Raw genomic sequence first — 26,842 nt, 5'->3', positions numbered from 1 at the left:
AAGGAGGATACGCTGATCGTATCCTCCTCTTATTGAATGGTTTTCTATCATTAAGAGATCACTGGCTTCACTGGAAGAACGGATTCAATTTTACTTTGTAGCTCAATATCTTTCTGACTGCCAAAGTAAATATGAATGCTGCCAGCATCTTGGCTTGTCCGAATCAGTCTCCCAATGCCCTGCCTTAGACGAAGCAGCATGTATGGAAGGTCCACTTCAGTAAATGCATCTTTCGCTTCATTCCGTTTTGCTTCAAATACTGGGTCATGCGGTGGATATGGAAGTCCCCAAATAACCACATTTGTTAGAGACTGTCCTGGAATATCCAGCCCTTCCCACAGGTGAACGGAACATAACACAGATGTTTCATCCGCTTGGAACTTTTGAACAATGGTACTGATCTCCTCGTCTCCTTCAAAATACACATGGAAAGGCAGTGATTCATTTGATGCATCGAGCTGCTTTCTAAATACATGCAGTTCATCAAATGAAGGGAATAAAATAAGAGATCGACCGCCATTTTCTTTTACCTGAGCCAGCACGTGCTGACCTTTTACATCTGACTCTGTCATTGGCTGCTGAATTCCGTGGAAATACATTTGCATTTGCTCCTCATAATCATACGGCGAAGCCACACTCATAGATAAGTAATCTTTGATCCCAAGGCTTTCAGCTAAATAATCAAATGATTGGTTTTCAGACAATGTTGCAGACGAGAAAATATAAGGGATTTTTTGCGAAAATACCTTTTCACCGAGCACTTCTGCTACCGTTTTTGGCATGACGACAAAGGTTGTATCTAATTCCTGCTTCTCCAGCCAGCTAATGGCATTTTTCTGATAAAGCGACAGAGAATACGCCATCTGTTCAATGTACTCTTCCACAACAGACAATTCATATTGATCAATTGTGTACATCTCTGATTCAAATACGAGCGCTTCTCCAATCTTCTCAAGCAAATCACATAATTCACTTGCTGAACGCTTCACCTCATCTACACGACCAATTTCAAGACGGTGTGATCCTTTGATTTCTTTGGCATTCGTTTTTAAGAGGTAAAAGAACTGATCGTTTGTTGCAAGTGCATCTTCAACAAGTTCTGCAAACTCTTCACGAATATCATTTTGCAAAAGACGTTCCAAAAACGTCTCTAGTGTTGATTGCTTCACTCGGTATGTTAGCGCTTTTTGTGCTGCAAATTCAAGAAGATGTCCTTCATCAAATACAACAGAGCTATGCTCAGGAAGGAGCGGCAGCTGTCCTTCACGTTTACGTGACTCCTTTGTCCATACATGCTCCATGTAAAAGTCATGAGAACAAATGATGAGGTCTGTGGCTTTTCGGTAATGGTCTCTTGATAAATTCAAGCCACAGCGGTGCCGCATGTCGCACGTTAAGCAGTCCTGAAAAGAGTCATAACCAATTCTTGACCACTCATCATTTGTTAATTCTGGATACTCTTTTCGATCACCGTACGGATAAAATGTCTGCATCCCATGAGATTCATGAACAAATGAAGGAAGCGATTCATAAATGTCGAGCCACTTCTCATCATCTTCACGTTGCATCGTTTTCTCTAGTTTCTTTAAGCACAAATATTGATCATGCGATTTACTTAATCTCGCATCTATTTGAATATCAAGGTGATTGGCAATTTTATAGATATCACCTTCTTGTTTGACGAGCTGTTCAATTAACGTTTCGTCTGCACATGCAATGATCGCAGGTTTCCCTGTATATCTTGCATATGTGACCGCAAATAAAAGGTAAACGATTGTTTTGCCTGTGCCTACCCCAGCTTCGGCAAACATCACACTTTTTTCTTTAAAGGCTCTTTCTAACTGAAAAGCCATGAATATTTGTTCATCTCGAAGATCAAAGCCCTTTTCTGGCAAAATGTCATAAAACACATCACCAATCCAGTTGCCCAGTTCTTCGTAAAAATTATGTTCTTTTGTTAATGAAAAAGGCAAACGAGACGCTGTCACCTGCTTCAACCCCCAACTTTTGAATCATTCAGACATTCAATAGTACCATTTATGCTGGGGTATGACAATCTTTTTTTAAGAGCGCAGGCGATGCTGGTAGCTTTCCTTCATTAAAAACGCGTGCTCTGAATGGTCTATGTAGTTTTGAGCCATTGCTAAGTCCTCGATGGCTGCCGTAAGTTTAGCAGATTGTCCTGTTTCAATCCCTTCTATTTCTCGGGCTGTTGAAGCGAGTGCTTTTTGAATTAACTGAAATTGATCATAATGAATCATGAAGACACCTCTTTTTTTAAAATCAAGTTCAGTTTATTCCGTCCCGAGAAGACTTATACCTTTTTAGCATAAAAAATCCACACCTTCTCGTGGTGTGGACATTTATTATGATTCAGTTGTTTCTCTTCTAGGTCGGCGTTTTCCCCAGTATTGATAATAATCTGTTTTAATAAATCCATTAAACAGTTTTCTCTTTTTCGTCGCTTTTCTTCCGAAACACTCTTCGAATTTTTCATGTGACGTTAAAATGTAAATGGACCACGTATCTAGGTTCTTCAATGCTTCGCCCATGCCTTGATACATTTTTTCCACAGCTGGCTTATCGCTGAGACGTTCACCGTAAGGCGGATTTCCGACAATTACACCATACTCTTCTTTTGTTTGGAAGTCTTTCACTTGCATTTGCTTAAATTGAATCAGTTCACTAAGTCCAGCTTCTTCTGCGTTCAGTTTCGCAATCTCTACCATACGATGATCAATATCGCTCGCGATAATGTGAAGCGGCTGATCATAATTCGCCTTTTCTTCTACTTCAAGGCGTGCTTTGTTCCAAACGTCCTCACCGATCCATTCCCATGATTCAGATGCGAACTCACGGTTAAATCCAGGGGCAATGTTTTGTCCAATCATCGCTGCTTCAATAGCAATTGTTCCTGATCCGCAAAAAGGATCGACAAACGGACGGTCAGGTGTCCAGTTCGTTAATAAGACAAGCGCCGCTGCAAGGGTTTCTTTAATCGGCGCGCCTCCTTGATCTGCACGGTATCCACGTTTATGAAGACCCACACCAGACGTATCAAGCGTCAGCAATACTTTATCTTTTAAAAGCGCTACCTCAATTTTGTATTCAGGGCCCGTCTCTTCTAGCCATTCAGACTGTATGTTGTAAGATGATCTAAGTTTTTGCGCGATAGCCTTTTTGACGATGCGCTGACAATCCGGCACACTGGCAAGCTGAGATTTAACAGATTTACCAATAACGGGAAATGTGCTATTTTTCGGTAAAAACGCGGCCCAGTCAATGGCTTTAGTCTGCTCAAAAAGCTCATCAAATGTTCTAGCCGAAAATTCAGCAACTTGGACCTTGATTCGGTCTGCTGTACGCAGCCATAGATTCGCACGGCAGATGGCAAGCGCATCTCCTTGAAAAATAACTTTTCCGTTATCTACGGTGCACTCATACCCGAGGTCTCTTACTTCTTTTGCAACAATCGCTTCAATTCCCATTGGCGCTGTTGCGATGAGTGTATAGGTTTTCATTTGTTTATCACCTGTTTTCTCGTTCTATTCTGTAATCAAGATAAAAGCTCTCCATATGTAGAAATAGGAGAGCTTTGATTTCATCATGTTTATGATAACGGATATAACGTTCTGTAAGCCATGTTTTGTTCCATCGTACTACAAACGGCAAAAGCCTCGTACTCAGGTGGTAATCATCTATCTACAGAATTCTCTGTCCTTCTCTCCGTTTGGTTCCTTTGAGAAAGTTCCCCTACCAAGTTTGGGTTTCTCGCTCGAGGGGTTTACCGCGTTCCACTCTCACCATTTCTAGTGAGACTTCGTCACTGTGGCACTTTCAAGGATACTTTGCCATATCCTAAAAGGACGTAGGCATTTTTCCTGCCGTCAGCCTTTCCCAGGCTGCCCTGGCTTATTTTTTCGCCAGGCACGAACACTACGGGCATCTCAGCACCGTGCGAGCATGGACTTTCCTCTGCAATGTCAAAGCATTACAGCGATTACCCGAACGTTAATCAACATGCGTTATTATAAACGACAATGTCATCTGACACAAGCTTTTTTGGTATTACTCAATCATAAAGTTTGCTACCGAAAACGTGTTTCTCAAGATTAGATAGTCTTTTTAAAATATCAAAGTTTGTTGTATTGGACTGTGCAGGCTGTCTTTTCCCTTGCTCAACCGCTTCTTCAAGCTGTTTTGACAAGTGAAGGTTTTCTTGTTGGAGTTTTTCAATTTCTTGATGGAATGTCTCATAGTCTTTAATGACCATATCTAGAAATTTATCGACTTCTTCTTGTTTATACCCTCGGACACCTGTTTTAAATTCTTTTTCTAAAATTTCTTTCGCAGAAAGCTTTACTTTATCAGCAAGCATCTTTTTCACCTCATATCGTGAATTCATAGTATATTTTTTCAGAAATACGTGACGTTGTCAAATTTTCTCTTGCTTTTAGTCAAAAAACGGATCTTCCGCCTCAACCTGTGCTCTTAAATCATCCATTGTGATATACATTATTGGGTAGTCGGTATAGGTTTCAGCTTCTTTGATCATATATTTTGGCGAGCCTTCGTGCTCGGGATCATATAAGACGAGAAGGCCGTCCGTTTTTTCAATAAAAAAGCGGTTCTTTTGTTTAAATTGTGCCGGACTTTCATACGGTCTATGCGTGACACTTTCTACAAAATCAGCTTGTGCAAGAACGCCTTCATACAGCTCTTTATTTTGTTCATTCCAGCGCTCTTCCTGTTCATAAAATGGTGTAATGACAGCAAGTTTTAAATCTGGAAACTCCTCTTGAAGCTCAAAGACCACTTCAGCTGTCCATATTTCTGCACCTAACTGACCTGAAATGAGCACCCATTCCAGCCCGTCTTCAATGAGTGCCGTCAGCCTTTTCCGAAGTTCCGCTTTTATGTATTGAAGTGCAGGCTCGTCTTGTTTGAAGATCCCAAGCTCAAATGGCTTGTACCCTGTGACAGCAATAATTTTCATTTTTTCACCTGCTTTTAAAAAAAGGGACTTATAAAAGTCCCATTTCACTTTATCTGTTACAGCAAGGTCCACCGCAGTTAAAGTGTTGATGTGTTGCCGGGTCCACCTGAGAAAACGTATGCGGGAAGTAGTGAACATGTTGGAAATTTTGGTGATGAACATTTGTTACATGCTGCGGGTGGATGTGCGGCACAATTGTAGTTGACTCACTATGCGTACAGCAGTGATTCGTTGGATGTACAATTGGCTGTGTAACATTTGGATTGCAATGATGATGATGGTACATGTAGCATTCCCCTCTCCTTGATTTTCTTACATTAACAATGTATGAATCAAGAGGTGTACATGTACTAATGCATTAACCTATTTTAAAAGTTTGCAAGAAAAACATCTTTATAGTTTGAAAACACAAACGCGACCAATATGACAACAAGAAAAAACAAGTAGAAAAGACCCTTATACATGCTCTACGCTCCTCATTCAATATCTAACGTTATTTTACAGGATTCGTGACTTTTCTACAATAAAAGTGCTAAACAATTTTTATTTTCGGCCGAGAGCCGAACGTTGTCATTTTTTGCGCTTTCCCAGGCAATAATTTCATTGTCCAGCTTTTCTTAAGAGCCGCTTTTCTCGCTTGTCAAGTTCCACAACGTCTCGTTCACTTAAAAACGATTGTGATAACAATGTTTGGGTAATGGAAAGGGCTGTTTTTGGATCTTTTTGACGGTGTTCTTCATACTTTGCTAGCTCTACACCCGCTTTTAATCTTACATGAACATCACTTGATTCAAATAGACGCCTCCATATACATGCCGCTTCATCCCATTGTTTTAATCGCTTGTACTGTAATGATAGATCATAAGCTGCTTGATCCGCATGCTCAAACGCTGCTCCCGTTAATTCTTGCAGGTGCTTTGTTGCTTCCTGCACATCACGGTGAGCAAGATGCCACTTAGCTAATGCATATTTCTCATCGTCTTCCTTCACCGCATCTTTGGATAAGATTTTTTTAGACAAATGAATGTAGAGACTGATTAACGATAAGACATCAAGTTCATTGTGAGTCAAAATTCCTTCAATCAGCTTCGGGTTTTGTTCCTTTAAAAAGTGAAAATAGATCATTGGTGCGAGGAACCCCGGTGTATCTCCCTCTCGATTGACGTGCAGTTCCTCTTTTTCTACAACCGAAAGAGCCATACGCTCATATTTATGTTTCCACAATCTCCTTGACCCATGCAGAAGGTCAAAATGGCCAAATTCAGGTAGAGCAGGTATTTGATCGCGTAATAATGTATGCCTCGTTTTGACTTGAGGCCAGTCAAATGATTTTCCATTATATGTCACAAGTGATTCGACATCCACCTCACTAAGAAAGCTTTTGTAAAGTGCCGCTTCATTTCCTGGATTTGTGAGCAGATGTTGTTTTACCACCACTTTATCTGAATAAACTCTCGCATGCCCAAGCAGAAAAATCATATTTCCCGTTCCGCCAGACAGTCCTGTTGTTTCTGTATCGAAGAAAAATAGCTCGTGAGGCTTGTAGCCTTTTGCAGAAAGAGAATGCTGAATCTCACTTTTGTTCCATGCACTCACCATCTCCGGCAGTTCTGCAAATGAATATCGCCCATGCTGATGGTCAAGTGGATAGGTCACTTCCCGAATGAGGCAGAAAGAGTCTTCAAAGTAGTAAGGAGCTGCACTTAATTCCCCCACTCTTTTAGAAATGGAATGGTTTCAGCCGTCACAGTGTGCGTTTGTTCCTCTTTTACTGCCACACGCTTTTCATCTGACTGATTGTGTGACAGGTGTTTTTTCATTCTGTTTAATTTTCCTTTTAATGACATGAGTAGGTCTATTCCCCCTTCCCTTAAAATCCTGCCATCAATTGAATGATACTGCTTTTTCCATCGATCTCTTTCATTTCCATGCCAATACAAGATGGACAGCCGTTCTCGCAGCTGCATCGCTCAATCAGCTGAGTGGCTGCACGAGCAATTTCATCAAAGCGAGCCTGGACCTCTTTACTTAAACCGATTCCACCTGGGTAATGATCATATAAAAATACGGTCGGTTTCCCCGTATGGGCTGCCTTTATTTGAGAAATGACATGAATGTCTGAACGGTCACACATGACAAACGCCGGAACAATATGCTGAAGAACATTGGCAATACCGAGCAAGAGCTGTTCAAGTGTTTTTTCTTCAAATGTCCGCTCTGCTTCATGTAATTCAAACCAAGCAGCACTCGTATGAATCTCTTCTTCAGGTAAGTGAATCGGGCCGGAGCCGATATTTTCACCGGTTGATAATCGAATTTTTTTGAAAATGGTCGGCATTGCATTGACGGTCACATCACCGTAGTGAACAGATACCGCTTCCTTCTCTGTTGTCTGATCAATTTCAAGCACCTTGAGCTGAACCGCTAAATTCGCATCTGTATAGTATTCTACATCGACTTGTTTCACATAAGCCTTAAGGTGTTCATAATCTAGCTTTTCCACTTGATACTGAACCCCTTCATGTAAATAAATCGCTTCATCATGAAGTAAGGTCATCGCACTGAATCGATCCATCTCCCCAATAATTCGAACGTTCGCTACATCGGATTGATCGACAATGACGACATTTTCCTGACTTGCAGATCTCAGACTGATCCCATGAGCCGGGAACGATTGATCTGACCAATAATAACGGTTCCTGCTGAAATGAAGAACCCCTTCTTCATGTAAGTATTGCAAGATTTCTTCTACTTCCATACCGCCAAACTGTTCATCTTCTCGAAACGGTAGCTCGTAGGACGCACATTTTAGATGATCGACTAGGATGATAAGGTTCTCAGGATTGATTCTTGCCGATTCAGGTGGTCTGTTAAAGAAGTATTCAGGGTGTCTGACAATATATTGGTCAAGTGGCGATGAGCTTGCGACCATGATAATGAGTGCTTCCTCATGACGCCTTCCAGCTCGTCCTGCCTGCTGCCACGTACTCGCTACACTGCCAGGATATCCGGTCATGATACAGACTTTTAGCTGTCCAATATCTACTCCTAATTCTAGTGCGTTTGTGCTGACAACACCGAGAATGTCTCCTTCCCTTAAGCCTTTTTCAATCATGCGCCGCTCTTTCGGCAAATAGCCCCCGCGATAACCACGGATCGATTTAGGACCAATTTCTTTTTTCACTAGTTCTTGAATATGACTTAGAATGACTTCAACTCTTACCCTACTTCTAGCAAAAACAATCGTTTGAATTTTTTCTTTTAAAAATGTTTTAGCGAGCTGATTCACAACAGTGGCCGCACTTTGTCTAATATTTAATGGCTTATTGACGACTGGCGGGTTGTAAAAGACAAAATTCTTTTTACCGCTAGGCGCTCCGTTGCGTTCAATGAGATGCACCTTGCTTCCGGTCAGCTGCTCTGCAAGCTCTTTCGGATTCGCAATGGTCGCTGAAGTACAAATAAAGGTCGGGTCACTTCCATAAAATGCACAAATTCGCTTTAGTCTGCGAATGACATTGGCAACATGACTGCCAAACACGCCTCGATATGTATGAAGCTCATCAATGACAATATACTTTAAGTTCTCAAATAAACTGACCCATTTCGTATGATGAGGTAAAATCGCTGAATGCAGCATATCTGGATTTGTGATGACAATATGTCCTGCCTGTCTGACGCGCTGGCGAATCGCTGGGGAGGTGTCCCCGTCATAGGTTTCACTGTGAATTGGAACATCCATCTCATGAATGATTTCGTTTAATTCACTTTTTTGATCTTGCGCAAGTGCTTTTGTTGGAAATAAATAGAGGGAGCGGCTTGTCTGATCTTCTGAGATCGACTGAAGAACTGGCAGATTGTAACAAAGTGTTTTACCTGAAGCTGTAGGTGTCACAGTCACCACATTCTCACCATCCATCACACGTTCAAAGGCTTCCTTTTGATGAATGTATAGTTCACTCACACCTCTTTTTTCAAGCGCCACTTTGAGCCTGTCATTTACTCTTTCAGGAATTGGAGAAGTCAGTGCAGGCTTCGCTTCAATTTCATGCCAATGCTCGACCTGTTCGTCTTTTTTTAAATCTTCTATGAGTTCGTTCATTGTTTTCTTCTTCATCTGGTATCCACCTCTCATTCTAGTGTACCGAATATTTGTTTGCATGACTAGGCGGCAATTTTTTGATGCACCGCTTGTGAGCAAATATTTTGATGTGTTGTAACAATATCTATTACACTTCTATAGTGAAATGATTTTATCAAGGAAGAAGATGATCAGATTGAAAAACGAATTTAAGCCTTTATTTGAACCTTTTACATTCCCAGGGGGTGCCTCTATTGATGGCCGTTTAGTCGTTGCACCAATGACACACTTCGGTTCTCATGAGGATGGCACGATCTCAAAGGAAGAAATTGATTTTATTACCGCTAGATCAAGCGAAATGGGCATGGTCATCACCGCATGTGCAAACGTGACGCCAGATGGTAAGGCGTTTGAAGGACAGCCTTCTATTGCAAGAGATGAAGATATACCTGGCCTACAAAAGCTTGCTTCTGCGATTCAAGCGAAAGGAACAAAAGCCATTATGCAAATTCATCATGGCGGCTCTCAGGCTCTCCCTCATTTAGTCCCAAACGGTGATGTCGTTGCGCCAAGTGATGTATTTAAAGATGGAAAACAAATTGCGAGAGCTTTGACAGAAGAAGAAATTCCTCACATCATCGACTCATTTAAAGAAGCAGCAAGACGCGCAATTCAAGCAGGATTTGATGGGATCGAAATCCATGGAGCGAACGGATATTTATTACAGCAATTCTACTCCCCACATAGTAATCAGCGTACAGATCAATGGGGCGGAAGCGAAGAAAAGCGTCTCGCATTTCCAATTGCAGTAGTAGATGCAGTGAAAGAAGCAATCAAAGAGCATGTAACAAAACCATTTATCTTTGGATACCGATTATCACCTGAAGAACCAGAAACACCTGGTTTAACCATGACAGAAACATTTACTTTAGTGGACGTACTTAAGACAAAAAACCTTGATTACTTGCATATTTCTTTAATGGAGATTGACGCTAAAGCAAGACGTGGTGCTGATACAAGTAAGACGCGGATGGAGTTATTAAAAGAGCGCTGTGGTGACACGCTTCCACTCATCGGCGTCGGCAGCGTCATTACAGCTGAGGATGCACTGAATGCATACAATCAAGGGATTCCACTCATTGCTGTTGCAAGAGAAGTCATTGTTGATCCCGATTGGGCAGTAAAGATTAAAGAAGGCAGAGAAAACGAGATTGAAACCGTCATTAAACGCAGTCAAAAAGATAAGTACTTGATTCCAGAAGGTTTATGGACTGTCATGGAAGCAAGTAAAGGCTGGGTTCCAATGGAGGATTAATGTCCTCAATCAAAAAACTACCCTATCAACTCAGGGTAGTTTTTTTTTGGATTATTTCATTTTTACTGTAAAAAGCTTGGACGTCTGCTTTTCTACAGAGCCCTTAGGTTCTTTGTCAAGATGTTCTACTAAATCACCATTCATGATGACAATTGGTGTCACTGTGCTTGCCGCTTTTTCTTCAATCAGCGCTAAATCACACGTAATGAGAGGATCACCTGCTTTCACTTTATCCCCTTCTTTTATGTGTGCTTCAAAGCCTTCACCATTTAATCCAACCGTTTCAAGTCCGATATGAATCAGAAGCTCAAGCCCTGAGAGTGTTCGAATCCCAATTGCATGTTTTGTATGGAAGAGTTGAATAATTTCACCATCTACTGGCGACACAATGGTGCCGTTTTTTGGTTTTACAGCTACGCCGTCTCCCATCATCTTTTGAGAAAAAACGGGATCTGGTACATCGGTCATATCCATTAACTCTCCATCAACTGGAGAATAAATGACTTCTTCCTTTACATCATCTTGGTTTTTTCCGAAACCGAATAATTTTTTCAGCAATGTTCATTTGCTCCCTTCAAGCTTTGCTTCTAGATCTATTCAGCGTATAAACCTTCACGCCCATACACCTTGCTTCATTCAACACTATTTAATCATAATTTTTTCCTCTCATCAATTGATAACCGCCTGAGCCCCTTTTGCATAGGCTGTAGATGAGAGGTGATTCAAATGAAACATGAAAGTGAAAAGAAACACGAGTTGCTATCAAATGAAGACATTCTATATGAAGCGATTGAACAGTTTTTTGCATCATCGCCGTTTCACGACATTTTAAATAGTGCAGAGGCGCTGATGACCACGAGCCATTCACTTGCATCCATTACAACCGATGTGACAGAAGATGATCAATATGTATATATTGAGATTCGATTTCCAGACCATTTTGTCGAAGGTGATATCGCACTAGAAGTGAAAGCGCAATATTTACACTTATCGGTACAGGAAAAAATCAAAACAGACACGACTTCCTCCTATTCGAGCTTTACCAAAACCATTTTAATGCCTGCAAAAATAGATGAAACCAATATGAAGAGCGTTTGGAAAGATCAATCACTTCGTGTGACTGCGCCAAAACAAACAACCCAATAGATGTATATCTATTGGGTTTTGCTATGCTTTAAAAATGCTTGTAAATCCTTTCGCCAATGAGCCCACTTGATTCATTGTACTCATCATTTGTCCAGCAGTATCAAACATTTTATTAAAATCGTATTGCCCATTCGTTTTTTTAAATTGTGACAGCACACTTTTAAATTGAGATGATTGCTGTTTTTGCGGCCTTGGCAAAGGATAAGGATTCATAGGCTGCTGCATAGGCATCATGCCCGGCGGCTGCATTTGCGGCTGATTCATTGCTTCAGGCTGCGGCTGATAAGGCTGGAAGTTTTCCTGATATCCAAAAGGCGGCTGATAGCCTGCAGACGGCGGCTGGTTCATTTCACCTTGATATGGGGGCATGAAATATTCTGGAGGCTGCGGAGGCTGCTGCATATCTGGATACGGAAAAGGCCGTTGCTGAAATTGATTCATTTCATAAGATGGCTGGTTTGAATAAGGGAACATGTATCTCGCTCCTCTCGCTCTGAAAACATATTGAAGTCAATGATATATTATGTTCAGGAAGCAGAAGATGTGCCTACAGCAGCCATAAGAAAAACGCAGGCTGTTTCATCAGCTGCGTTTGTTGATTTCTTCTATTAAAAGGTTCAGTGTATAAATCACTGACTCAACTAAATTTTTCACACGAGGTGCATGCTGTTTGCCAAAATAAGATTGCAGCACAACCTCTTTTCCATTTTCTTGGACGGCTTCAAGCTGTTCTTGATGTAAGTATCTAGGTTTGGCCTGATGAATAAATGAGGTAGCAGCAGTAAGCCACTCTTCCATTTGCTGATCAAATTTGACAACGGCCGGTTGAATATCGTTGTAAAAATCATAAACTGGGTATTCCTCTTCTGCCTTTCCCTTTAGGTACTGCTCGTATGCTTCTTCGATCCATGTGATCAACTCTTGTGTATGTTTAAGTAATGTTTGATTATCCAAAGTGTTCACCTCTATGAACCATCCTATCAAACGTTTACTTATTGCTCAAATAGAAAAGCTATCCGGCGTGATATGCGGGTCTTGCCGCCAGCTTATACTCTGCTGCATGAATTTTCAATTCACATTCCTTCACTTCAGATTCAAGACGGTCAATGATTTGTTCTTGCTCCTCTACGGCAGCGTTTTTTGTTTTTTTGACAGCTAAAGACAGTTCTTCTTCCACCGCATCAATCTTTCGCTCAATTTCCTCTAACAACTGCATAATGGATTCTTTTGATACAAATTCGCTCATCATCAGATTCCTCCTTTATCATCTCTCGTTACATTCTCTTTTCTTTTGCTCCCTCCTTCATACATGACAAAACTAGAACTAAATCGCCAATCTAAGTGAACATAAGCGCAATTTCTTCCATTTCGACACGTGCTTGTCCTTCTTTGTATGATCGCGTCCGATTGTGTAAATTCTAAGGACAAAGGAGGTAGATGTCATGAAAAAGCAGCAAGCACCAAAAGAGCAAAAAACAAAAGGGAAAGAAAACAGTACAGATCAGCTTGATAAAAAGCTCGGCGGCCCTAACCGTCCATCCACGTAAAAAAAGCAGGTACCCCTGCTTTTTATTTATGCAAAAAATAGTGTTCTAATGAGAAAAGAAAACGAAGCTGCCTTTTTTTATGAAAATACCAGTCGGTCAGCTCAATTTGTTTTGGTAAACGCTCTGCTTCAAACAAGGATGGACTCAATTTCTTTTGAAACCAATCTTCCCTTTGATCGTCTAATGAATGTGTCATGACTGGATACACCGTTCTGAGGAAAGGGCTTGACCTTCGCGCAATCCCTAAAAACGGTTCAAAATCAAATCGAGATCCCGTATGTGGCACGGTATGCAAAAAATGATAAAAATCCGAAAACAAATCGGCTCGAAACAATAGTTTTGCTAGTTTTTTCCCTAACGTAATGCGCTCTTTTACTTGGGAAAACTTTCGTATGGTTAACCCGTACAAATGCCCGTCTACTGTCGGAAAAACGACGGTTTGAAAATGTGCCCACTCGCTGAAAAGATATTGAATCGAGTGAAAAACATTCTTTTTCAGTAGAGGATTTTGTATAATAGGAGATTGTATAGTATATTGTTCATTTATGATGAGTGCATGCAGCAGTCGCTCTGTGTCACGCTTTTGCCAAAATCGTTCCCACTCAGCGCTCATAAAACGAGACACACCGAAATGGGGCAGCAGATGAAATAAAGGTTTGCGGCACCTTTTTGACCATTCATACAAGAGAAGCTGCGGGTAAGCATCTGAAAAGATCAGCCAATTCGCTCTTTCATATGCTGTAAAGAACAGATGCCCTTGCTGATCCGTTAAACCCGGATGGAAGAGCTCGCCTTTTAAATCTGTCATCGACCATCCAGCATTTCTGGAGACAAAAGAAGCAAGCAGAGACCATTTCATCTCTGGATGACGGTCATAAAAGCGCTTGTACGCATTTGTCCTTGTCAGGTTGTCCTTATTTTTCGCTTTCGTTTCATGTAAAATATGCTGGGTAATCATGTGCTCTTGTTGTGACAACATGGTGATCTCTCCAATACAAAATGCATTAAAAGGAGGCTGAAACTTGATGATTCGGTATCCTAACGGAAAATCGTATCAGCCCATTCAACAAATTGGGACAAAAAAAAGAATCAGCGGCGAATCATCTTATAGTAACCGCGGGATGACGCTTGAAGCTGACTTAAATGAAACGAACCAGTACTATTTGGTCAACGGGATTGCAGTCATTCATAAAAAGCCTACCCCTGTTCAAATTGTCAATGTGGATTATCCAAAAAGAAGCGCTGCTGTCATTAAAGAAGCCTATTTTAAACAATCCTCCACAACAGACTACAACGGGGTATACAAAGGGCGTTATATCGATTTTGAAGCAAAGGAAACCAAAAGCACCACCTCGTTTCCACTCAAAAATTTCCACGACCATCAAATTGAGCATATGAAACAGGTTGAAAAGCAAGGCGGTATTTGTTTTGTTATTATATCCGCATTTGGTTCCGTTTATTATTTGTCCGCTACTGACCTCTTCTTCTTTTGGGAGCGGCAGCAGCAAAACGGCCGTAAATCCATTAGCAAAGATGAATTAATGGAAGCAGGTCACCTCATGACACTTGGATATTCGCCAAGAATTGATTATATTAAAGTAGTGGAGACACTTCATTTTTCGGATGACAGCAAGCAACATTTACGTTCGAAAAAGGTTTAACACGAAAGGTTGAGATGTGATGTCTGATCAATTTACAAGTCGTGAACAGCGACGTAAAGCAAGTCAAGAAAACAATAAGAAGCAAAAGAACAAAAAAGGCAAAAAGAAAGCAGGTCTATTTAAAAAAATATTTTTATCTTTACTCGTGATCGGTCTTCTTTGTTTAGTAGCCGGAATCACAACTTTTGCCGTTTTTGCATCAAGCGCTCCTTCTATTGATGATAGCAAGCTAAAAACGCCGTATTCTTCAAAACTTTATGATAAAGACAAAAAAGTCTTTGCAGAAGTCGGGGCGGAGAAAAGAACGTATGTCTCAATTAAAGATATACCCGACGTGGTAAAAGACGCGTTTATTGCAACTGAAGATGCACGTTTTTATAAACACCACGGGATTGATCCTATCCGTATTGGCGGTGCTCTTGTCGCAAACGTCGAGGACGGTTTTGGAGCAGAAGGTGGAAGTACGATTACCCAGCAGGTAGTGAAGAACTCCCTGCTTAACAATCAAAAGACGTTAAAACGTAAAGTACAGGAAGTATGGCTCTCGATTCAGCTTGAGCAAAAATACTCTAAAGATGAAATTTTAGAAATGTATTTAAACCGTATTTTCTTCTCTCCTTATGCTTATGGTGTTGGGAAAGCGGCTGAACAATTTTTCGGAGTGACAGATTTAAATAAACTAACTGTTGCACAGGCTGCCACACTTGCAGGTATGCCGCAAAGTCCATCTGCCTATAACCCAGTGAAACATCCAGAGGCAGCGGAAAAACGTCGTAATATCGTTTTAGGCCTAATGAAAAAACAAGGCTATATTTCAGAAAAAGAGTATGAGGAAGCAAAAGCAACACCTGTCAGCAAAACGGTTGTTTCAGCTGATAAATATAAGAGTCAAAACTCAAGTAAGTACTCTGCTTATATTGAAGAAGTCATGGAAGAAGTACAGAAAAAAGCCAAAGTAGATGTATCAACAGATGGATTAAAAATCTATACTTCTCTTGATCGAAAAGCACAGGATCATCTGGATGACATCATCAATGGGGATTCAGCCGGATTTACGAAAGGTATGCAAGCTGGAGTCACCCTGCTAGATACAAAAAATGGTGAAATTCGTGCCATTGGCGGTGGTCGTGATGTACCAGCCGGCGGCTTTAACTATGCCACTGATGCAAAACGCCAGCCGGGATCTACAATCAAACCAATTTTAGATTACGGCCCTGTAATTGAAAACAAAAAATGGTCAACATATCAGCAAATTGATGATGCGCCTTATACGTACTCTAACGGTACACCAATTAACAACTTTGACAGAAGACACTTAGGGAAAATGTCGATGAGAAGTGCTTTGGCACAATCACGAAACATCCCTGCTTTAAAAGCTTTCCAAGAAGCTGGTACAGATAATGCTGTTCAATTCGCCAATAACTTAGGTTTGGACTTACCTTCTGACATTCCTGAGTCTTACTCAATCGGCGGATTTGACGAAGGTGTCTCTTCTCTTAAAATGGCTGGTGCATTTAGTGCATTCGGTAACAACGGATACTATAATGAACCGCATGCTGTAACGTCTGTTGAATTTAATGACGGGACGAAGCTTGACTTAACGCCAGACTCTAAAGCAGCCATGAGTGATTACACTGCATTTATGATCACAGATATGCTGAAAACTGCTGTACAATCTGGAACAGGTACACTCGCACAAGTACCGAATGTTCAAGTAGCTGGTAAAACAGGTACAACCAACTTTACACAAGATGATATTAATAAATACAACATCCCTTCTGGCGGTGCGAAAGATTCATGGTTTGTCGGTTACACGCCGCAATACACAGCAGCTGTGTGGACTGGAATCGGCAACTCAAAAGATGCAGACGGCAAAATGTGGCTTACGGATTATGAACAACGTGTTGCCAAAGTTGTCTTCCAGAAATTAATTTCTCAAATTGATGATGGAAGCGGCTCATTTGAAAAACCAGATAGTGTCGTTGAAGCAACGGTTGAAAAAGGATCAGATCCAGCGAAGTTAGCTGGACCAAACACACCAAGTGATAAGAAGACAACGGAATACTTCGTCAAAGGAACTGTCCCAACAAAAGTTTCTGACACATATGAAAAGAAAGAAGCTGACAAACCATCTGACTTAAAAGCGGTGTATGATGAAGAGAAAAAATCGATTACACTCACTTGGGGTTATGATGACGATGCAGATGCAACATTTAATGTGAAGCAAGCGGTCGATGATGGCGGCTATAAAGATATTCAAAACAGCTCTTCTAAAGAAGCCGTCATCTCTGATGTGAAGCCAGGTTCCACCTATAAATTCCAAGTGACAGCGACTGTAGACGATGTCACAAGTAAAGCTGCTTCTACTTTCCTCACCATTAAAGATGACGAAGAAGAGGAAGAAAAAGCAGATGATGAGAACAAAGAAGAAGAAGAGCCACAGCAACCTGATGATGAACAGACAGATCAAACAGATGATAATCAAAACCAAGGTGGCACTGATGAGCAGAAGCCTGATGATAAAAAAGATCAAGGCGGAAATACAGAAAACGGCAATGGTGGTTCAAGTGATGGCTCAGACAGTACAAATGGAAACAGCAACTCACAGAGCGATGCCAATAAAGATAAAAAGAAAGACGACGAGAAAGCCAATTCTCAAAGCTCAAATACTCAGTCAAATTCTACTTCTCGCAAAGAAGACGAATAACAAAAAAGCACTTGCCCTATGTGGCAAGTGCTTTTTTAACGATTTTGTTTAAGCTTTCTGAGTGCTTCGTATTTTCCATACTGCTTTTTGAGCTCTGTGTATAACTCGTCCAATTGAATAAAGCAATGATATTGAGTAGGTTTAAGCAAAATAAACTCTAATCGTTCTGTCCAGTTAATAGGGGCTACTGGAAACGTCTGTTGTTTAATTTCCTCCCAATCAAAGGTTTGAAGCTTCTCTCCTTTGATCCAGTAAAACATTGCAATCATACTGACAATGCCTTGCAGCATATCATCCTCTTCACACCGAGATTTTCTCGTTTGAAAGCGAGGAAGCATGTTGTCTTTTAATTCATTCCACAGATCAAACATCAAAGGAACAAATTCTTCCGTTTTCTGCCACGGTTGCTCATCTAGTAAAGGTTCTGAAGATAGATCAAATGCGAGTGGATTGTTTCTTAATATATCCTTCTTTTCGCCGCTTACCTCTACCTTTTTCTCTTTTAGCTTTTCGACATATGAGGTGAAAACAGCTGCCCCGCTCATGCCAGCTTCACCAGCCCTTTTTTCAGCCTCTTCTGCCCTTCTCTACACATATCAAGAAGTGGACAAGATTCACACTGTGGCCGCTGCGCCTTACAGTGATATCTACCGAAAAAGATGAGACGATGATGGGTTACGGACCAATCCTCTTTTGGCACCTTCTTCATTAAGGTTTGCTCTACCTCAAGAACAGAATCCTTCCAGCGGCAAATCCCAAGTCGTTTGCTGACGCGCTCGACATGTGTATCTACTGCAATGGCGGGAATTCCAAAAGCGACAGACACAACGACATTTGCTGTTTTCCGCCCAACTCCTGGGAGCTTGATTAGCTCATCTCGATCTCTTGGCACTTCACCGCCATAATCTTCAATCAGCATTTGGCTTAATTTTTGAATGTTTTTTGCCTTATTACGATAAAGACCGATCGAACGAATATCCTGCTGCAACTCTTCAAGCGGCACACTTAAATAGTCTTCTGGTGTTTTATATTTTTGAAATAGATGTTTGGTCACTTTGTTCACTAGAACATCTGTACATTGCGCTGAAAGTGCGACAGCAATCACTAGTTCAAATGGATTGGAATGAACAAGCTCACACTCAGCCTCTGGAAACATATCCCCTATAATATCTAAACATTCATTGATTTGTTTTTTTGATAACATGCCTTCTCCTTTATTGGTTATTGTTCCAGCCAATTATAAAAAGGAACTTGTCGTTTATATGAAGATGTTTCTTCTTTTGAAGGTGGGGCTTTTTGCTGCGAACGGAAATGCTGGCTATGCTCTTTCGCTTCTTCCGCTGTTTTCAGCCCTTTCTTTTTCCACTCAAATAAAATTCGATCGATATAGCGAAAATTTAATTTTCCGGATAAAACGGCTTCTCTTAGAGCAAGACGAATCATCTCAGCATCATGATGGTCTTGATCCATCCAGATCGAGAGTGTTTCCCCTTCAAGAGGAGAAAGTGGTCTACCAAACTCATCTTCAAATAGCGCATATAAAGACTTTTCAGCCTGCACATGATTCTTTTGTACGTCTTTCGCCTGTTTTGCTTCTAAAAAGTCATACAGCACACCCCATAAGGGTTCTACCGAGTACCGGTCATGCTGAATACCAGACCTGTCTTCAAACGGCTGGATCGAAATAAACCCTTTTTGAATCAAATACTGCACCATATAAGCACATTCTTCGGCCGAAATGGTCATACCATGTGAAAGCTCTTCAAATGTCTGAAAAAAGACGCCTTGTTCTTCATTCATTTTAATCTTTAACATGACCATCATTTGTGATTCATTCAGTCCTAATTGCTCATAATGAGCAATTAGCAAATTAGGCAAACTGGTCGAACCCATTTTCTGCATATCTATAAATTGCTGCCTTTTCATCGGATACACCTCTTCACTTTCAGTATATCACGTTTTCTCATACGTGCTGTCCTTAAGACGTTTGAAAAAGCCTCCATATATTGGAGGCTTTCACGTCTTAAGGATATAAACGGTTTAATAATCTTGGGAATGGAATTGTTTCACGCACATGCGGCGCTCCGCTAATCCAAGCAACTGTTCGTTCAAGTCCAAGACCAAAACCTGAATGTGGTACAGAACCATACTGTCTTAATTCTGTGTACCATTTGTACGTTTCTTGATCTAGCCCATGTTCTTTTAGTCTTGCTTCAAGCAGATCTAAATCATGAACACGTTCAGAACCGCCGATAATCTCGCCATAGCCTTCTGGCGCAATTAAATCTGCACAAAGGACGACATCATCACGGTCTGGTGCAGGCTGCATATAAAATGGTTTTAATGAGGTTGGGTAATGAGTGATAAAGACTGGTTTATCATAGCTTTCGGCGATCGCTGTTTCATGCGGCGCACCGAAGTCATCTCCCCATTCGATGTCATCAAATCCTTTATCCTGCAAGAATTTAATCGCTTCATCATATGTGATGCGCGGGAATGGTGCTTTGATGTTTTCTAATTTTGCTGTATCACGGCCAAGTGTGTGCAGTTCTACTTTACAGTTTTCAAGTACACTTTGAACAACGTGAGACACATAATTTTCTTGGTACTCAAGGTTCTCATTAAATTCAACAAATGCCATCTCAGGCTCGATCATCCAGAACTCGATTAAATGACGTTTTGTTTTCGATTTTTCTGCTCTAAATGTTGGACCAAATGAGAATACTTTTCCGAGTGCCATTGCAGCAGCTTCCATGTAAAGCTGTCCACTTTGAGAAAGGTATGCATCTTCATCAAAATATTTAGTAGCAAACAGCTCTGTTGTTCCTTCTGGAGCACTTCCTGTTAAGATTGGCGGATCCACTTTCACGAAACCTTCTTGATGGAAAAACTCATATGTAGCACGAATAATTTCATTACGGATTTTCATAATGGCATGCTGTTTTTTAGAACGCAGCCATAAATGACGGTGATCCATTAAGAATTCTGTTCCATGTTCTTTTGGTGTAATTGGGTAATCTGTTGCTTCGTGAATCACTTCAATGGATTTCACTTGTAATTCAAAACCAAGTGGTGAACGCTCATCTTTTGTTACTTGTCCTGTGACATAGACCGATGTCTCTTGTGTCACTGATTTCGCAAGCTTAAAGACTTCCTCTTCCACCTCTGCTTTTACAACGACTCCTTGAATAAAGCCTGTCCCGTCGCGAAGCTGCAAGAATGCAATTTTCCCGCTTGAACGTTTATTGGCAATCCATGCGCCGATTGTTACTTCTTCATCGACGTGTTTGAACACTTGATTAATAGTTGTTTTCAACATATTTCCCTCCAAAGCCAGAAAGAAACTCACCTTGTTAAATAGGTGTGATTCTTTTTTCATACATTTTATTATAACCGTTCTAAATCAGCATGGTCAACGCAAGACAGAAGAAACTACGGTGTTAAATTTTTTTCCACTCGTCCTGTCGTAAAATCAACATAGCTGAAACTATATTGGCTGTTCTCATTTAAGTACGTTACTTCCCAAAGGAGGACGTCACCTTCTCTTGCTAATTGAACATTTTTCAGCTTAGAAATGGTGTTCTCCTTTTGAACGGCTTGTACTGCTTGGTTTGAAGTAATGCCTTCTTTTGCTTTTTTAGCAATGACTTTTTCTTTTTTGCTGGCAGGTACCCACACATAGATCGCTTCGTTTTGTTTGTTTTTACCTTCCACAATAAATTGCTTTTCTTTCCCAACAAAGGTATCCACTTGCTCTACTTGTGCCAATGATGCTTGCTTTTTTGCTCGTTCAATCGCTGCCTCATGACCTTCTTCTTTTTGACCCATGGCCATTTGATAAATCCACGAAAAGCTAATGATGCCAATGAGTAAAACGAGCGCAGCAACGGATGAAATAATCCAAACTATTTTTTTCATGTCAAGCTTCCCCTATGTGCGATATATGGTAAATATCGCTTGATTTTGATCTTCTTGATCTAATGCTAATCCAAACATAAGATCTTCCCTTTTAAGCGTTCTGTTCAGCAAATCGACGATTTTGTATAGGTCTTCTGAATGCTTAATTTGAACAGTTGAAAGTACCTCTATTTTACTTTCCACTTCTAATTCCTCCTCGGTACGTAAATATTGTTAGTCATACTTTTCAATGTGAGAACCGATACTATTTTTACAACGGAACATAAAAAGCCGTTACGATAAATTAACTCCAAACCCACACCAGTGAAAGGCCGCTTATGACAGCGGCTTTTCGTTGTTAAGCTTTTCTATATACGCCTCAAGCGACTCTTTGGACATCTCGTGAACTGGCGCATGATGAAGTGATTCTAAAAATAGTTTTCCATACGAAGCGGTTTTCACTCGGCGGTCTAAAATCAGCAATGTTCCAATGTCTTTTTCCGAGCGCAGCAAGCGGCCGGCTCCTTGCTTAAAAGTTAACACAGCTTCCGGGAGAGAGACGGCTTTAAACGGATTCTTCCCTGTTTTTTTGCCGCTTCACATTTTGCTTCAATGAGCGGTGAATCGGGCGGTCGGAAAGGAAGCCTTGCCATAATGACGGTCGTTAGCTCCGAGCCAGGAAAATCCACACCTTCCCAGAAACTCCCTGTTCCTAGCAAGATGGCTTGCTTCGCCAATTTGAACATTTTTGTCAATTTTACAGGGCTCCCGCCCGTCAAACCTTGAGCAAACAAGGCCGATTGCATACCTTCTGATTTCAGCTCTTCATACACTGCTTTTAACATCTCATGTGAATTAAATAACACCAATATTTTCGCTTGATCCTGCTTTTCCATGATCTTAATATATGTTGCAGCTTGCTTCACATAATCGCGTTCATCACGGTTTGTGATCGGCGGCATGTCAGCCGGTACAACGACCTTAAGCTGTTTTTCAAGTTCAAAAGGTGAATCAATTTGGACAAGGTGTGGGTAAAAATCTTGCAGGCCAAATCGTTCCAAGCAATAATCAAAGCGTCGATTGATGGTGAGCGTCCCTGATGTGAGGACGACGCTTTTTTTGTTCATAAAAAACCGATCAGCTAGCAGCTCCCCTGTATCTAGCGGCTGCGCGTGCATAAAGACAGCATTCTTGGCACCCTTTGCATCAATCTCAATCCAAACGGTTTCATCATTGTTTGGTTCAAAGATAAACCGGTACAGCGTACTGCAGAATGTCTGCATAAACGACATCACTTGATCGTATTCTTCTGCTTCAAATGCAAAGTGTTCTATGAACTGATCACTTTTGTGAAGCAGCTCATTTTTTTGCTGCTCATACAGTTTCTCACAAGCAATCAATAACGAACAAAGCTTACTCGCTGATTCTTTAATTCGGACCCACTGAGCATGTTTTGAATGATGACGGACTCTATGAATGAGACGATTGATGTCCGCTTTTGGTTTTGTCCTTTTGACAAAAGAATGAACGGTACTAAAAAATGCGTCACTTTCCATCTGCAGCTGCTGAAGATACTCGTCCATTTCAATAAAGGTGTCAGTTGATAAACCTGCCCCATGAAATCTCTTTTTCAATTTCTTAAGCAGCCCGCCATGCAAAGAGCCAAGCTGCGTTAATTTCGCATGAAGCTGGATATAAGACGCACTGTCACCTAGCGTTTCATTGGCTGTTTTTTCAAATTGGTGGGCCTCATCAATCACATAGACGTCTGCATCCTGAAAGATAGAGGCTCCTTCCGTTTGGGATAAAAGTAGACGGTGATTCGTCAAAATTAAATCAGCGGTTTGAGCCTTTCGTTTAGCCCGTTCATAAAAACAATGTTCTTTAAAACGGCGTTTTTTCGATGTAAATGGCATGTGCACACAAGAGATACGGTCTTTTATATTTGCAGCTCCTGACGGTAAATTCAGTTCAGACAAATCACCTGTTTCAGTGACCAGAAGCCACATTAAAATTTGCGCTTTTGTTAAGACAACATCATAGTTATCATCTTCCTCATGCAGGACATGCTCAAACTTATCTAAACAAATATAATGTGCCCGCCCTTTAAACACACAGGCGGCTGGCTCAAATGGGAGCAATTGCTTGAGTAGCGGAACATCGCGCTGAAGCATTTGTTGCTGTAGTAAAATAGAATATGTACTGATAATGACAGGTTTTCCTGATTTCTTTGCTTCTAAAGCAGCTGGTATAAGATAAGCGAGTGTTTTCCCGATTCCTGGCGCCGCTTCAATTAACGCATAAGCTCTTTCATGGAACGCATCTCTTACTTTGTTCATCATCGTGAGCTGGCCTTCTCTTACTTCATAGCCTTCTAATGTTTGAGGAAGTTTCTCTTTTATCTCCTCAAACAGCTGCTCGTCGTCAGCGCCTACTGCATATGTCGATTCAGTGATAGGATTGGTCACATCTTTCACAGCAAAAGATCCTACTTCTACAAGCGAATCATCCTGACTCGTGTGATTGGTTTCAAGCTGCTTAATTAAAAGTCCTATATCACTTAGAAGATAAGAGGATAATCTGCGCAGCTGTTTTAACACATTTGGCGGTGTATTCCTTAATTGATGTAATAAGGTTAAAAATAACATGGCAGTAACTTCCGCATCACTATCCGCCCTGTGCGGGTGGTCATGTGGAAGCATGAGCTCTTCGCTTAATTCAGTTAACTTATAACCTTCAAGCTCAGGATAAAGAATTCTAGAAATTTCAACCGTATCAATCGCTAGCACATCCAGCTCATTTTTCCCGCATGCTTTTAGTTCATCGTTTAAAAAGTTCAAATCAAAATGAACATTGTGCGCAACAAAATAAGCGCCCTGTATGAGATCATACACCTCTTGGGCAATGTCCTCAAAAAACACCGCGTCATCAACCATGTGCTGCTTAATACCTGTCAGCTGTTCAATAAATCCAGGAATCGTTTTCCCTGGGTTCACATATTTTGAATACCGTTCGACAATTTGTCCATTTTCAATGACCACCGCAGCAATTTGAATGATTTTATCACCTTTTTTTGGTGAATTCCCGGTGGTTTCAATATCAACGACAACAAACCTTTGATCGGTCATAAAATGGACACCTCAATTCCTCGTTCCACTCATAGTGAAACACACTCTGGGCAATATAGCTGAAACAGAACAGCTTCCTTATGATGAAACTGTTCTGTATCCATATGAGCGTGCGTTATAAAATCGTTCTCGCAGGCTCTTGCCCAATCATTTGTTCAATTTGATTTTGTTTATTTAACACGACCACTTTAGGTGTGTGCGATTTCGCTTCTTCCTCTGACAACATCCCATAAGCGATAATAATGACTTCATCTCCTGGCTGAACCAATCTTGCTGCCGCACCATTTAAACAAATGACACCGCTCTTTCTTTCTCCAGGGATGATATATGTTTCAAGTCTAGCACCATTGTGATTATTGACAATTTGCACTTTCTCATTTGCCATCATGCCTGCCGCATCAAGCAAATCTTCGTCGATCGTAATACTGCCTACATAGTGTAAGTTTGCTTCAGTCACTGTCGCTTTATGAAGTTTCGAGGTCATAAAAGTTCTATACATGTTTTTCACCGCTTTCAGGAACATGGAAAATCACATTATCAATCAGTCTTGCCCGGGAGAACTTCACAGCAATGGCAATGATCACTTGCCCCGTTAAGTGCTGAAGGGGTTCAAGCTCTGGATAGGAGTAAATGTCAATATAATCGATTTCTCCACTCGTTTGAAGAATCTCCTCTTCCACTAATTGATAAATACGATTTACATCATGTTCACCCTTTTCTACAGCTGTCTGTCCTTTTTTTAATGCCCGGTATAAAGCAGGTGCTTCTTGCCTTTCTGTTTCAGACAAATACACGTTTCTTGAACTTTTCGCTAAACCGTCTTCTTCTCGAACAGTGGGAACAGACACAAGGTGAAGATCAAAAAAGAAATCCTTGATCATCGCATCGATAACAGCGACTTGCTGTGCATCCTTTAGACCAAAGTATACATTGGTTGGTGCGACAAGGTGAAACAGCTTTGTCAGCACCGTGACAACGCCGTCGAAGTGTCCTGGGCGTTTCTTCCCGCATAAGACGTCTGTACGCTTTTGAACAGTCATCGTAATCGATGGCTCATCTTTGTACATTTCCTTCACATCAGGTGTAAATAATATATCTACTCCCGTTTCTTCGGCAAGACGCTGGTCTCTTTTCATATCTCTTGGATAGGATTCAAAGTCTTCATTCGGTCCAAATTGCAATGGATTAACAAAGATGCTCATCACCACAATGTCATTTTGATCTCTTGCTTCTTTTGCAAGCGTAAGATGTCCTTCATGAAGGAAACCCATTGTAGGGACAAATCCAATGGAATGCTGCTTCTTTTGATGCTGCTTGATCATGTCTTTTAGTTCATGAATATGGGAGACAACCTTCATTCCTTAATCCCCCATATAAACCATCAAGGACTTCTTCTTTCATATGAAAGGTATGAGCATCCTCTGGGAATGTGCGTGCTTTTACTTCTTTTGTATATTGTATGAGCGCTTCTTCTAATACAGCATCGATTTGCGCGTATTGTTTCACAAATTTAGGTGTTCTAGACACACCGTACCCTACCACATCATGGTAAACGAGAACTTGTCCATCTGCTTCAGCCCCTGCCCCAATTCCTATCACAGGAATCTTTAGCATGTCAGTAATCCGTTTTGTCAGTTCACCAGGTACACACTCTAACACAAGAGCGATGGCGCCTGCTTCCTCACATTTCAGACTATCTTCAATCAATTTCTGTGCACTCTCTTTGTCTTTTCCTTGCACTTTATAGCCGCCAAGGACACCGACTGATTGAGGGGTGAGCCCTAAATGGCTTACAACAGGAATACCTCCTCTTGTAAGTGCTTGGATGGATTCAAATACTCCGTCTCCACCTTCAAGCTTTAAGGCATCAGCACCGCTTTCTTGCATAATGCGTGCTGCATTTTTCATCGTTTCTTCTAATGAATAATGATAAGACATAAATGGCATATCCGTCACAACAAATGTGTCTTTTGCGCCTCTTTTGACTGCTTTTGTGTGATGAATCATATCATCCATCGTCACTTGCACTGTGGAATCAAGTCCAAGGACAACCATCCCAAGTGAGTCACCAACTAAGATCATGTCGACTTCCGCTTTTTCCGCTTGCTTTGCAGCTGGATAGTCGTATGCTGTCAGCATCACAATAGGTTCGTTTTGTTCTTTCATTTTGAAAAAATCTAACTTTGTCTTCATTTGTTCCTCCTCATTCTGGAGAGGAGATGGCTTGTCTGATCTCACACGCTTTTATCTCTCATGTGCAGACGAATCATCCCTCTGTCCAAGTCCCTTAGGATCAAGGCAGAAATTTATCGAATTTTTCTTCCTAACAGGTACAGTTCTTTTTCAGATACTGCCCACACGAAG

At 41.0% G+C, this 26,842-nt stretch carries 26 protein-coding genes, 1 other RNA gene and 2 pseudogenes; 5 read left to right on the top strand and 24 right to left on the bottom strand.

Features of this window, described 5'->3' with window-relative positions; translation table 11 throughout:
* Nucleotides 1-50: 50 nt before the first annotated feature.
* The 9 genes and pseudogenes from KFQ09_RS18730 to KFQ09_RS18690 all read right to left on the bottom strand — a co-directional run bounded on the left by KFQ09_RS18730 (nt 51) and on the right by KFQ09_RS18690 (nt 9,113).
* Nucleotides 51-1,988, bottom strand: a complete 1,938-nt coding sequence (locus KFQ09_RS18730) for an ATP-dependent DNA helicase (protein ID WP_017367482.1) — start codon at nt 1,986-1,988, stop codon at nt 51-53.
* Nucleotides 1,989-2,063: 75 nt separating this feature from the next.
* Nucleotides 2,064-2,261: a hypothetical protein gene (locus KFQ09_RS18725; RefSeq protein ID WP_025207527.1), complete on the bottom strand. Its 198-nt coding sequence runs from the start codon at nt 2,259-2,261 to the stop codon at nt 2,064-2,066.
* A gap of 105 nt (nt 2,262-2,366) precedes the next feature.
* Nucleotides 2,367-3,521: a THUMP domain-containing class I SAM-dependent RNA methyltransferase gene (locus tag KFQ09_RS18720; RefSeq protein WP_017359722.1), complete on the bottom strand. Its 1,155-nt coding sequence runs from the start codon at nt 3,519-3,521 to the stop codon at nt 2,367-2,369.
* 109 nt (nt 3,522-3,630) lie between these two features.
* Nucleotides 3,631-4,012: RNase P RNA component class B (rnpB, locus tag KFQ09_RS18715), an RNA gene on the bottom strand.
* A gap of 60 nt (nt 4,013-4,072) precedes the next feature.
* Nucleotides 4,073-4,378 carry a cell division regulator GpsB gene (gene gpsB / locus KFQ09_RS18710; protein WP_008344631.1) on the bottom strand — a complete coding sequence of 102 codons (306 nt, stop codon included), beginning with the start codon at nt 4,376-4,378 and terminating at the stop codon, nt 4,073-4,075.
* A gap of 75 nt (nt 4,379-4,453) precedes the next feature.
* On the bottom strand, nt 4,454-4,996 hold the full coding sequence (locus KFQ09_RS18705) for an SLOG family protein (protein WP_202394241.1): 543 nt from the start codon (nt 4,994-4,996) through the stop codon (nt 4,454-4,456).
* Nucleotides 4,997-5,045: 49 nt separating this feature from the next.
* Nucleotides 5,046-5,282: a spore coat protein CotD gene (gene cotD / locus KFQ09_RS18700; RefSeq protein ID WP_072368252.1), complete on the bottom strand. Its 237-nt coding sequence runs from the start codon at nt 5,280-5,282 to the stop codon at nt 5,046-5,048.
* Between the two features lie 314 nt (nt 5,283-5,596).
* Nucleotides 5,597-6,843: pseudogene (locus tag KFQ09_RS18695) on the bottom strand (ribonuclease H-like domain-containing protein).
* 23 nt (nt 6,844-6,866) lie between these two features.
* Nucleotides 6,867-9,113, bottom strand: a complete 2,247-nt coding sequence (locus KFQ09_RS18690; RefSeq protein ID WP_182489368.1) for a DEAD/DEAH box helicase — start codon at nt 9,111-9,113, stop codon at nt 6,867-6,869.
* A 160-nt stretch (nt 9,114-9,273) separates the two neighbouring features.
* Here KFQ09_RS18690 and KFQ09_RS18685 point away from each other — a divergent pair, with 160 nt between their 5' ends.
* Nucleotides 9,274-10,392: an NADH-dependent flavin oxidoreductase gene (locus KFQ09_RS18685; RefSeq protein ID WP_025207530.1), complete on the top strand. Its 1,119-nt coding sequence runs from the start codon at nt 9,274-9,276 to the stop codon at nt 10,390-10,392.
* 51 nt (nt 10,393-10,443) lie between these two features.
* Here the strand turns inward: KFQ09_RS18685 and KFQ09_RS18680 are convergent, their stop codons facing one another.
* Complete coding sequence (locus KFQ09_RS18680; protein ID WP_008344623.1) at nt 10,444-10,950, bottom strand: PTS sugar transporter subunit IIA; 507 nt, start codon at nt 10,948-10,950, stop codon at nt 10,444-10,446.
* A gap of 168 nt (nt 10,951-11,118) precedes the next feature.
* On the opposite strand from KFQ09_RS18680, the gene KFQ09_RS18675 reads away from it, so the two are divergent.
* Nucleotides 11,119-11,538 (top strand): Hsp20/alpha crystallin family protein, encoded by a 420-nt coding sequence (locus KFQ09_RS18675; protein ID WP_017359728.1) that lies wholly within the window; start codon nt 11,119-11,121, stop codon nt 11,536-11,538.
* A 21-nt stretch (nt 11,539-11,559) separates the two neighbouring features.
* Here the strand turns inward: KFQ09_RS18675 and KFQ09_RS18670 are convergent, their stop codons facing one another.
* The 3 genes from KFQ09_RS18670 to KFQ09_RS18660 form a co-directional block, all read right to left on the bottom strand.
* Nucleotides 11,560-12,012 (bottom strand): YppG family protein, encoded by a 453-nt coding sequence (locus tag KFQ09_RS18670; RefSeq protein ID WP_017359729.1) that lies wholly within the window; start codon nt 12,010-12,012, stop codon nt 11,560-11,562.
* A gap of 108 nt (nt 12,013-12,120) precedes the next feature.
* Nucleotides 12,121-12,501 carry a YppE family protein gene (locus KFQ09_RS18665; protein WP_225310452.1) on the bottom strand — a complete coding sequence of 127 codons (381 nt, stop codon included), beginning with the start codon at nt 12,499-12,501 and terminating at the stop codon, nt 12,121-12,123.
* A 49-nt stretch (nt 12,502-12,550) separates the two neighbouring features.
* Nucleotides 12,551-12,784 (bottom strand): DUF5446 family protein, encoded by a 234-nt coding sequence (locus KFQ09_RS18660; RefSeq protein ID WP_231131595.1) that lies wholly within the window; start codon nt 12,782-12,784, stop codon nt 12,551-12,553.
* Nucleotides 12,785-12,980: 196 nt separating this feature from the next.
* Here KFQ09_RS18660 and sspM point away from each other — a divergent pair, with 196 nt between their 5' ends.
* Nucleotides 12,981-13,085 (top strand): acid-soluble spore protein SspM, encoded by a 105-nt coding sequence (gene sspM, locus KFQ09_RS18655; RefSeq protein WP_017359731.1) that lies wholly within the window; start codon nt 12,981-12,983, stop codon nt 13,083-13,085.
* A 22-nt stretch (nt 13,086-13,107) separates the two neighbouring features.
* Here sspM and KFQ09_RS18650 read toward each other — a convergent pair whose 3' ends face one another.
* Nucleotides 13,108-14,064: a DUF2515 domain-containing protein gene (locus KFQ09_RS18650; RefSeq protein WP_017359732.1), complete on the bottom strand. Its 957-nt coding sequence runs from the start codon at nt 14,062-14,064 to the stop codon at nt 13,108-13,110.
* 46 nt (nt 14,065-14,110) lie between these two features.
* Here KFQ09_RS18650 and recU point away from each other — a divergent pair, with 46 nt between their 5' ends.
* Together recU and KFQ09_RS18640 are read left to right on the top strand one after the other, a co-directional pair.
* The gene (gene recU / locus KFQ09_RS18645) at nt 14,111-14,746 is read left to right on the top strand and encodes a Holliday junction resolvase RecU (RefSeq protein WP_017359733.1); all 636 of its coding nucleotides are present in this window, start codon (nt 14,111-14,113) and stop codon (nt 14,744-14,746) included.
* A gap of 19 nt (nt 14,747-14,765) precedes the next feature.
* Nucleotides 14,766-17,453, top strand: coding sequence for a PBP1A family penicillin-binding protein (locus KFQ09_RS18640; protein WP_025207532.1), 2,688 nt, complete (start codon nt 14,766-14,768; stop codon nt 17,451-17,453).
* 35 nt (nt 17,454-17,488) lie between these two features.
* On the opposite strand, the gene KFQ09_RS18635 is transcribed toward KFQ09_RS18640, so the two are convergent.
* From KFQ09_RS18635 to panB, 10 genes and pseudogenes are all read right to left on the bottom strand, one after another.
* On the bottom strand, nt 17,489-17,998 hold the full coding sequence (locus KFQ09_RS18635; protein WP_255835873.1) for a YpoC family protein: 510 nt from the start codon (nt 17,996-17,998) through the stop codon (nt 17,489-17,491).
* A complete protein-coding gene (gene nth, locus KFQ09_RS18630) occupies nt 17,995-18,657 on the bottom strand; it encodes an endonuclease III (protein ID WP_008344602.1) in 663 nt (220 codons plus the stop codon). Before nth ends, KFQ09_RS18635 begins: the two co-directional genes overlap by 4 nt.
* A gap of 17 nt (nt 18,658-18,674) precedes the next feature.
* On the bottom strand, nt 18,675-19,379 hold the full coding sequence (locus KFQ09_RS18625) for a DnaD domain-containing protein (protein WP_008344601.1): 705 nt from the start codon (nt 19,377-19,379) through the stop codon (nt 18,675-18,677).
* Nucleotides 19,380-19,476: 97 nt separating this feature from the next.
* A complete protein-coding gene (gene asnS, locus KFQ09_RS18620) occupies nt 19,477-20,769 on the bottom strand; it encodes an asparagine--tRNA ligase (RefSeq protein ID WP_024718525.1) in 1,293 nt (430 codons plus the stop codon).
* Between the two features lie 116 nt (nt 20,770-20,885).
* Nucleotides 20,886-21,371, bottom strand: coding sequence for a cell wall elongation/penicillin-binding protein regulator TseB (gene tseB, locus KFQ09_RS18615; RefSeq protein WP_017359736.1), 486 nt, complete (start codon nt 21,369-21,371; stop codon nt 20,886-20,888).
* 12 nt (nt 21,372-21,383) lie between these two features.
* Nucleotides 21,384-21,554: a YpmA family protein gene (locus KFQ09_RS18610; protein ID WP_008344594.1), complete on the bottom strand. Its 171-nt coding sequence runs from the start codon at nt 21,552-21,554 to the stop codon at nt 21,384-21,386.
* Nucleotides 21,555-21,686: 132 nt separating this feature from the next.
* Nucleotides 21,687-24,478, bottom strand: a pseudogene (gene dinG, locus KFQ09_RS18605) (ATP-dependent DNA helicase DinG).
* Between the two features lie 115 nt (nt 24,479-24,593).
* The gene (gene panD, locus KFQ09_RS18600; RefSeq protein ID WP_017359738.1) at nt 24,594-24,977 is read right to left on the bottom strand and encodes an aspartate 1-decarboxylase; all 384 of its coding nucleotides are present in this window, start codon (nt 24,975-24,977) and stop codon (nt 24,594-24,596) included.
* On the bottom strand, nt 24,970-25,836 hold the full coding sequence (panC, locus tag KFQ09_RS18595; protein ID WP_255835872.1) for a pantoate--beta-alanine ligase: 867 nt from the start codon (nt 25,834-25,836) through the stop codon (nt 24,970-24,972). Before panC ends, panD begins: the two co-directional genes overlap by 8 nt.
* Nucleotides 25,811-26,671, bottom strand: a complete 861-nt coding sequence (gene panB / locus KFQ09_RS18590) for a 3-methyl-2-oxobutanoate hydroxymethyltransferase (RefSeq protein WP_255835871.1) — start codon at nt 26,669-26,671, stop codon at nt 25,811-25,813. The genes panC and panB overlap by 26 nt, the downstream gene beginning before the upstream one ends.
* Nucleotides 26,672-26,842 lie beyond the last annotated feature (171 nt).

It is taken from the genome of Bacillus sp. FS02 (genome assembly GCF_024398395.1).
In the GTDB taxonomy this organism is placed as follows: domain Bacteria; phylum Bacillota; class Bacilli; order Bacillales; family Bacillaceae; genus Bacillus; species Bacillus altitudinis.
Note: the sequence above shows the minus strand (reverse complement) of the source record. Positions and strands in the feature narration are given on the sequence as shown.

Coding starts and splice junctions, on each gene's coding strand:
- KFQ09_RS18660 (WP_231131595.1), bottom strand. CDS start 12,784: ATGAGCGAATTTGTATCAAAAGAATCCATTATGCAGTTGTTAGAGGAA.
- sspM (WP_017359731.1), top strand. CDS start 12,981: ATGAAAAAGCAGCAAGCACCAAAAGAGCAAAAAACAAAAGGGAAAGAA.
- KFQ09_RS18725 (WP_025207527.1), bottom strand. CDS start 2,261: ATGATTCATTATGATCAATTTCAGTTAATTCAAAAAGCACTCGCTTCA.
- KFQ09_RS18625 (WP_008344601.1), bottom strand. CDS start 19,379: ATGAAAAGGCAGCAATTTATAGATATGCAGAAAATGGGTTCGACCAGT.
- recU (WP_017359733.1), top strand. CDS start 14,111: ATGATTCGGTATCCTAACGGAAAATCGTATCAGCCCATTCAACAAATT.
- KFQ09_RS18635 (WP_255835873.1), bottom strand. CDS start 17,998: ATGAGCGGGGCAGCTGTTTTCACCTCATATGTCGAAAAGCTAAAAGAG.
- gpsB (WP_008344631.1), bottom strand. CDS start 4,378: ATGCTTGCTGATAAAGTAAAGCTTTCTGCGAAAGAAATTTTAGAAAAA.
- cotD (WP_072368252.1), bottom strand. CDS start 5,282: ATGTACCATCATCATCATTGCAATCCAAATGTTACACAGCCAATTGTA.
- KFQ09_RS18670 (WP_017359729.1), bottom strand. CDS start 12,012: ATGTTCCCTTATTCAAACCAGCCATCTTATGAAATGAATCAATTTCAG.
- nth (WP_008344602.1), bottom strand. CDS start 18,657: ATGTTATCAAAAAAACAAATCAATGAATGTTTAGATATTATAGGGGAT.
- KFQ09_RS18650 (WP_017359732.1), bottom strand. CDS start 14,064: ATGTTGTCACAACAAGAGCACATGATTACCCAGCATATTTTACATGAA.
- panB (WP_255835871.1), bottom strand. CDS start 26,671: ATGAAGACAAAGTTAGATTTTTTCAAAATGAAAGAACAAAACGAACCT.
- panD (WP_017359738.1), bottom strand. CDS start 24,977: ATGTATAGAACTTTTATGACCTCGAAACTTCATAAAGCGACAGTGACT.
- KFQ09_RS18690 (WP_182489368.1), bottom strand. CDS start 9,113: ATGAAGAAGAAAACAATGAACGAACTCATAGAAGATTTAAAAAAAGAC.
- KFQ09_RS18720 (WP_017359722.1), bottom strand. CDS start 3,521: ATGAAAACCTATACACTCATCGCAACAGCGCCAATGGGAATTGAAGCG.
- panC (WP_255835872.1), bottom strand. CDS start 25,836: ATGAAGGTTGTCTCCCATATTCATGAACTAAAAGACATGATCAAGCAG.
- KFQ09_RS18705 (WP_202394241.1), bottom strand. CDS start 4,996: ATGAAAATTATTGCTGTCACAGGGTACAAGCCATTTGAGCTTGGGATC.
- tseB (WP_017359736.1), bottom strand. CDS start 21,371: ATGAAAAAAATAGTTTGGATTATTTCATCCGTTGCTGCGCTCGTTTTA.
- KFQ09_RS18675 (WP_017359728.1), top strand. CDS start 11,119: ATGAAACATGAAAGTGAAAAGAAACACGAGTTGCTATCAAATGAAGAC.
- KFQ09_RS18640 (WP_025207532.1), top strand. CDS start 14,766: ATGTCTGATCAATTTACAAGTCGTGAACAGCGACGTAAAGCAAGTCAA.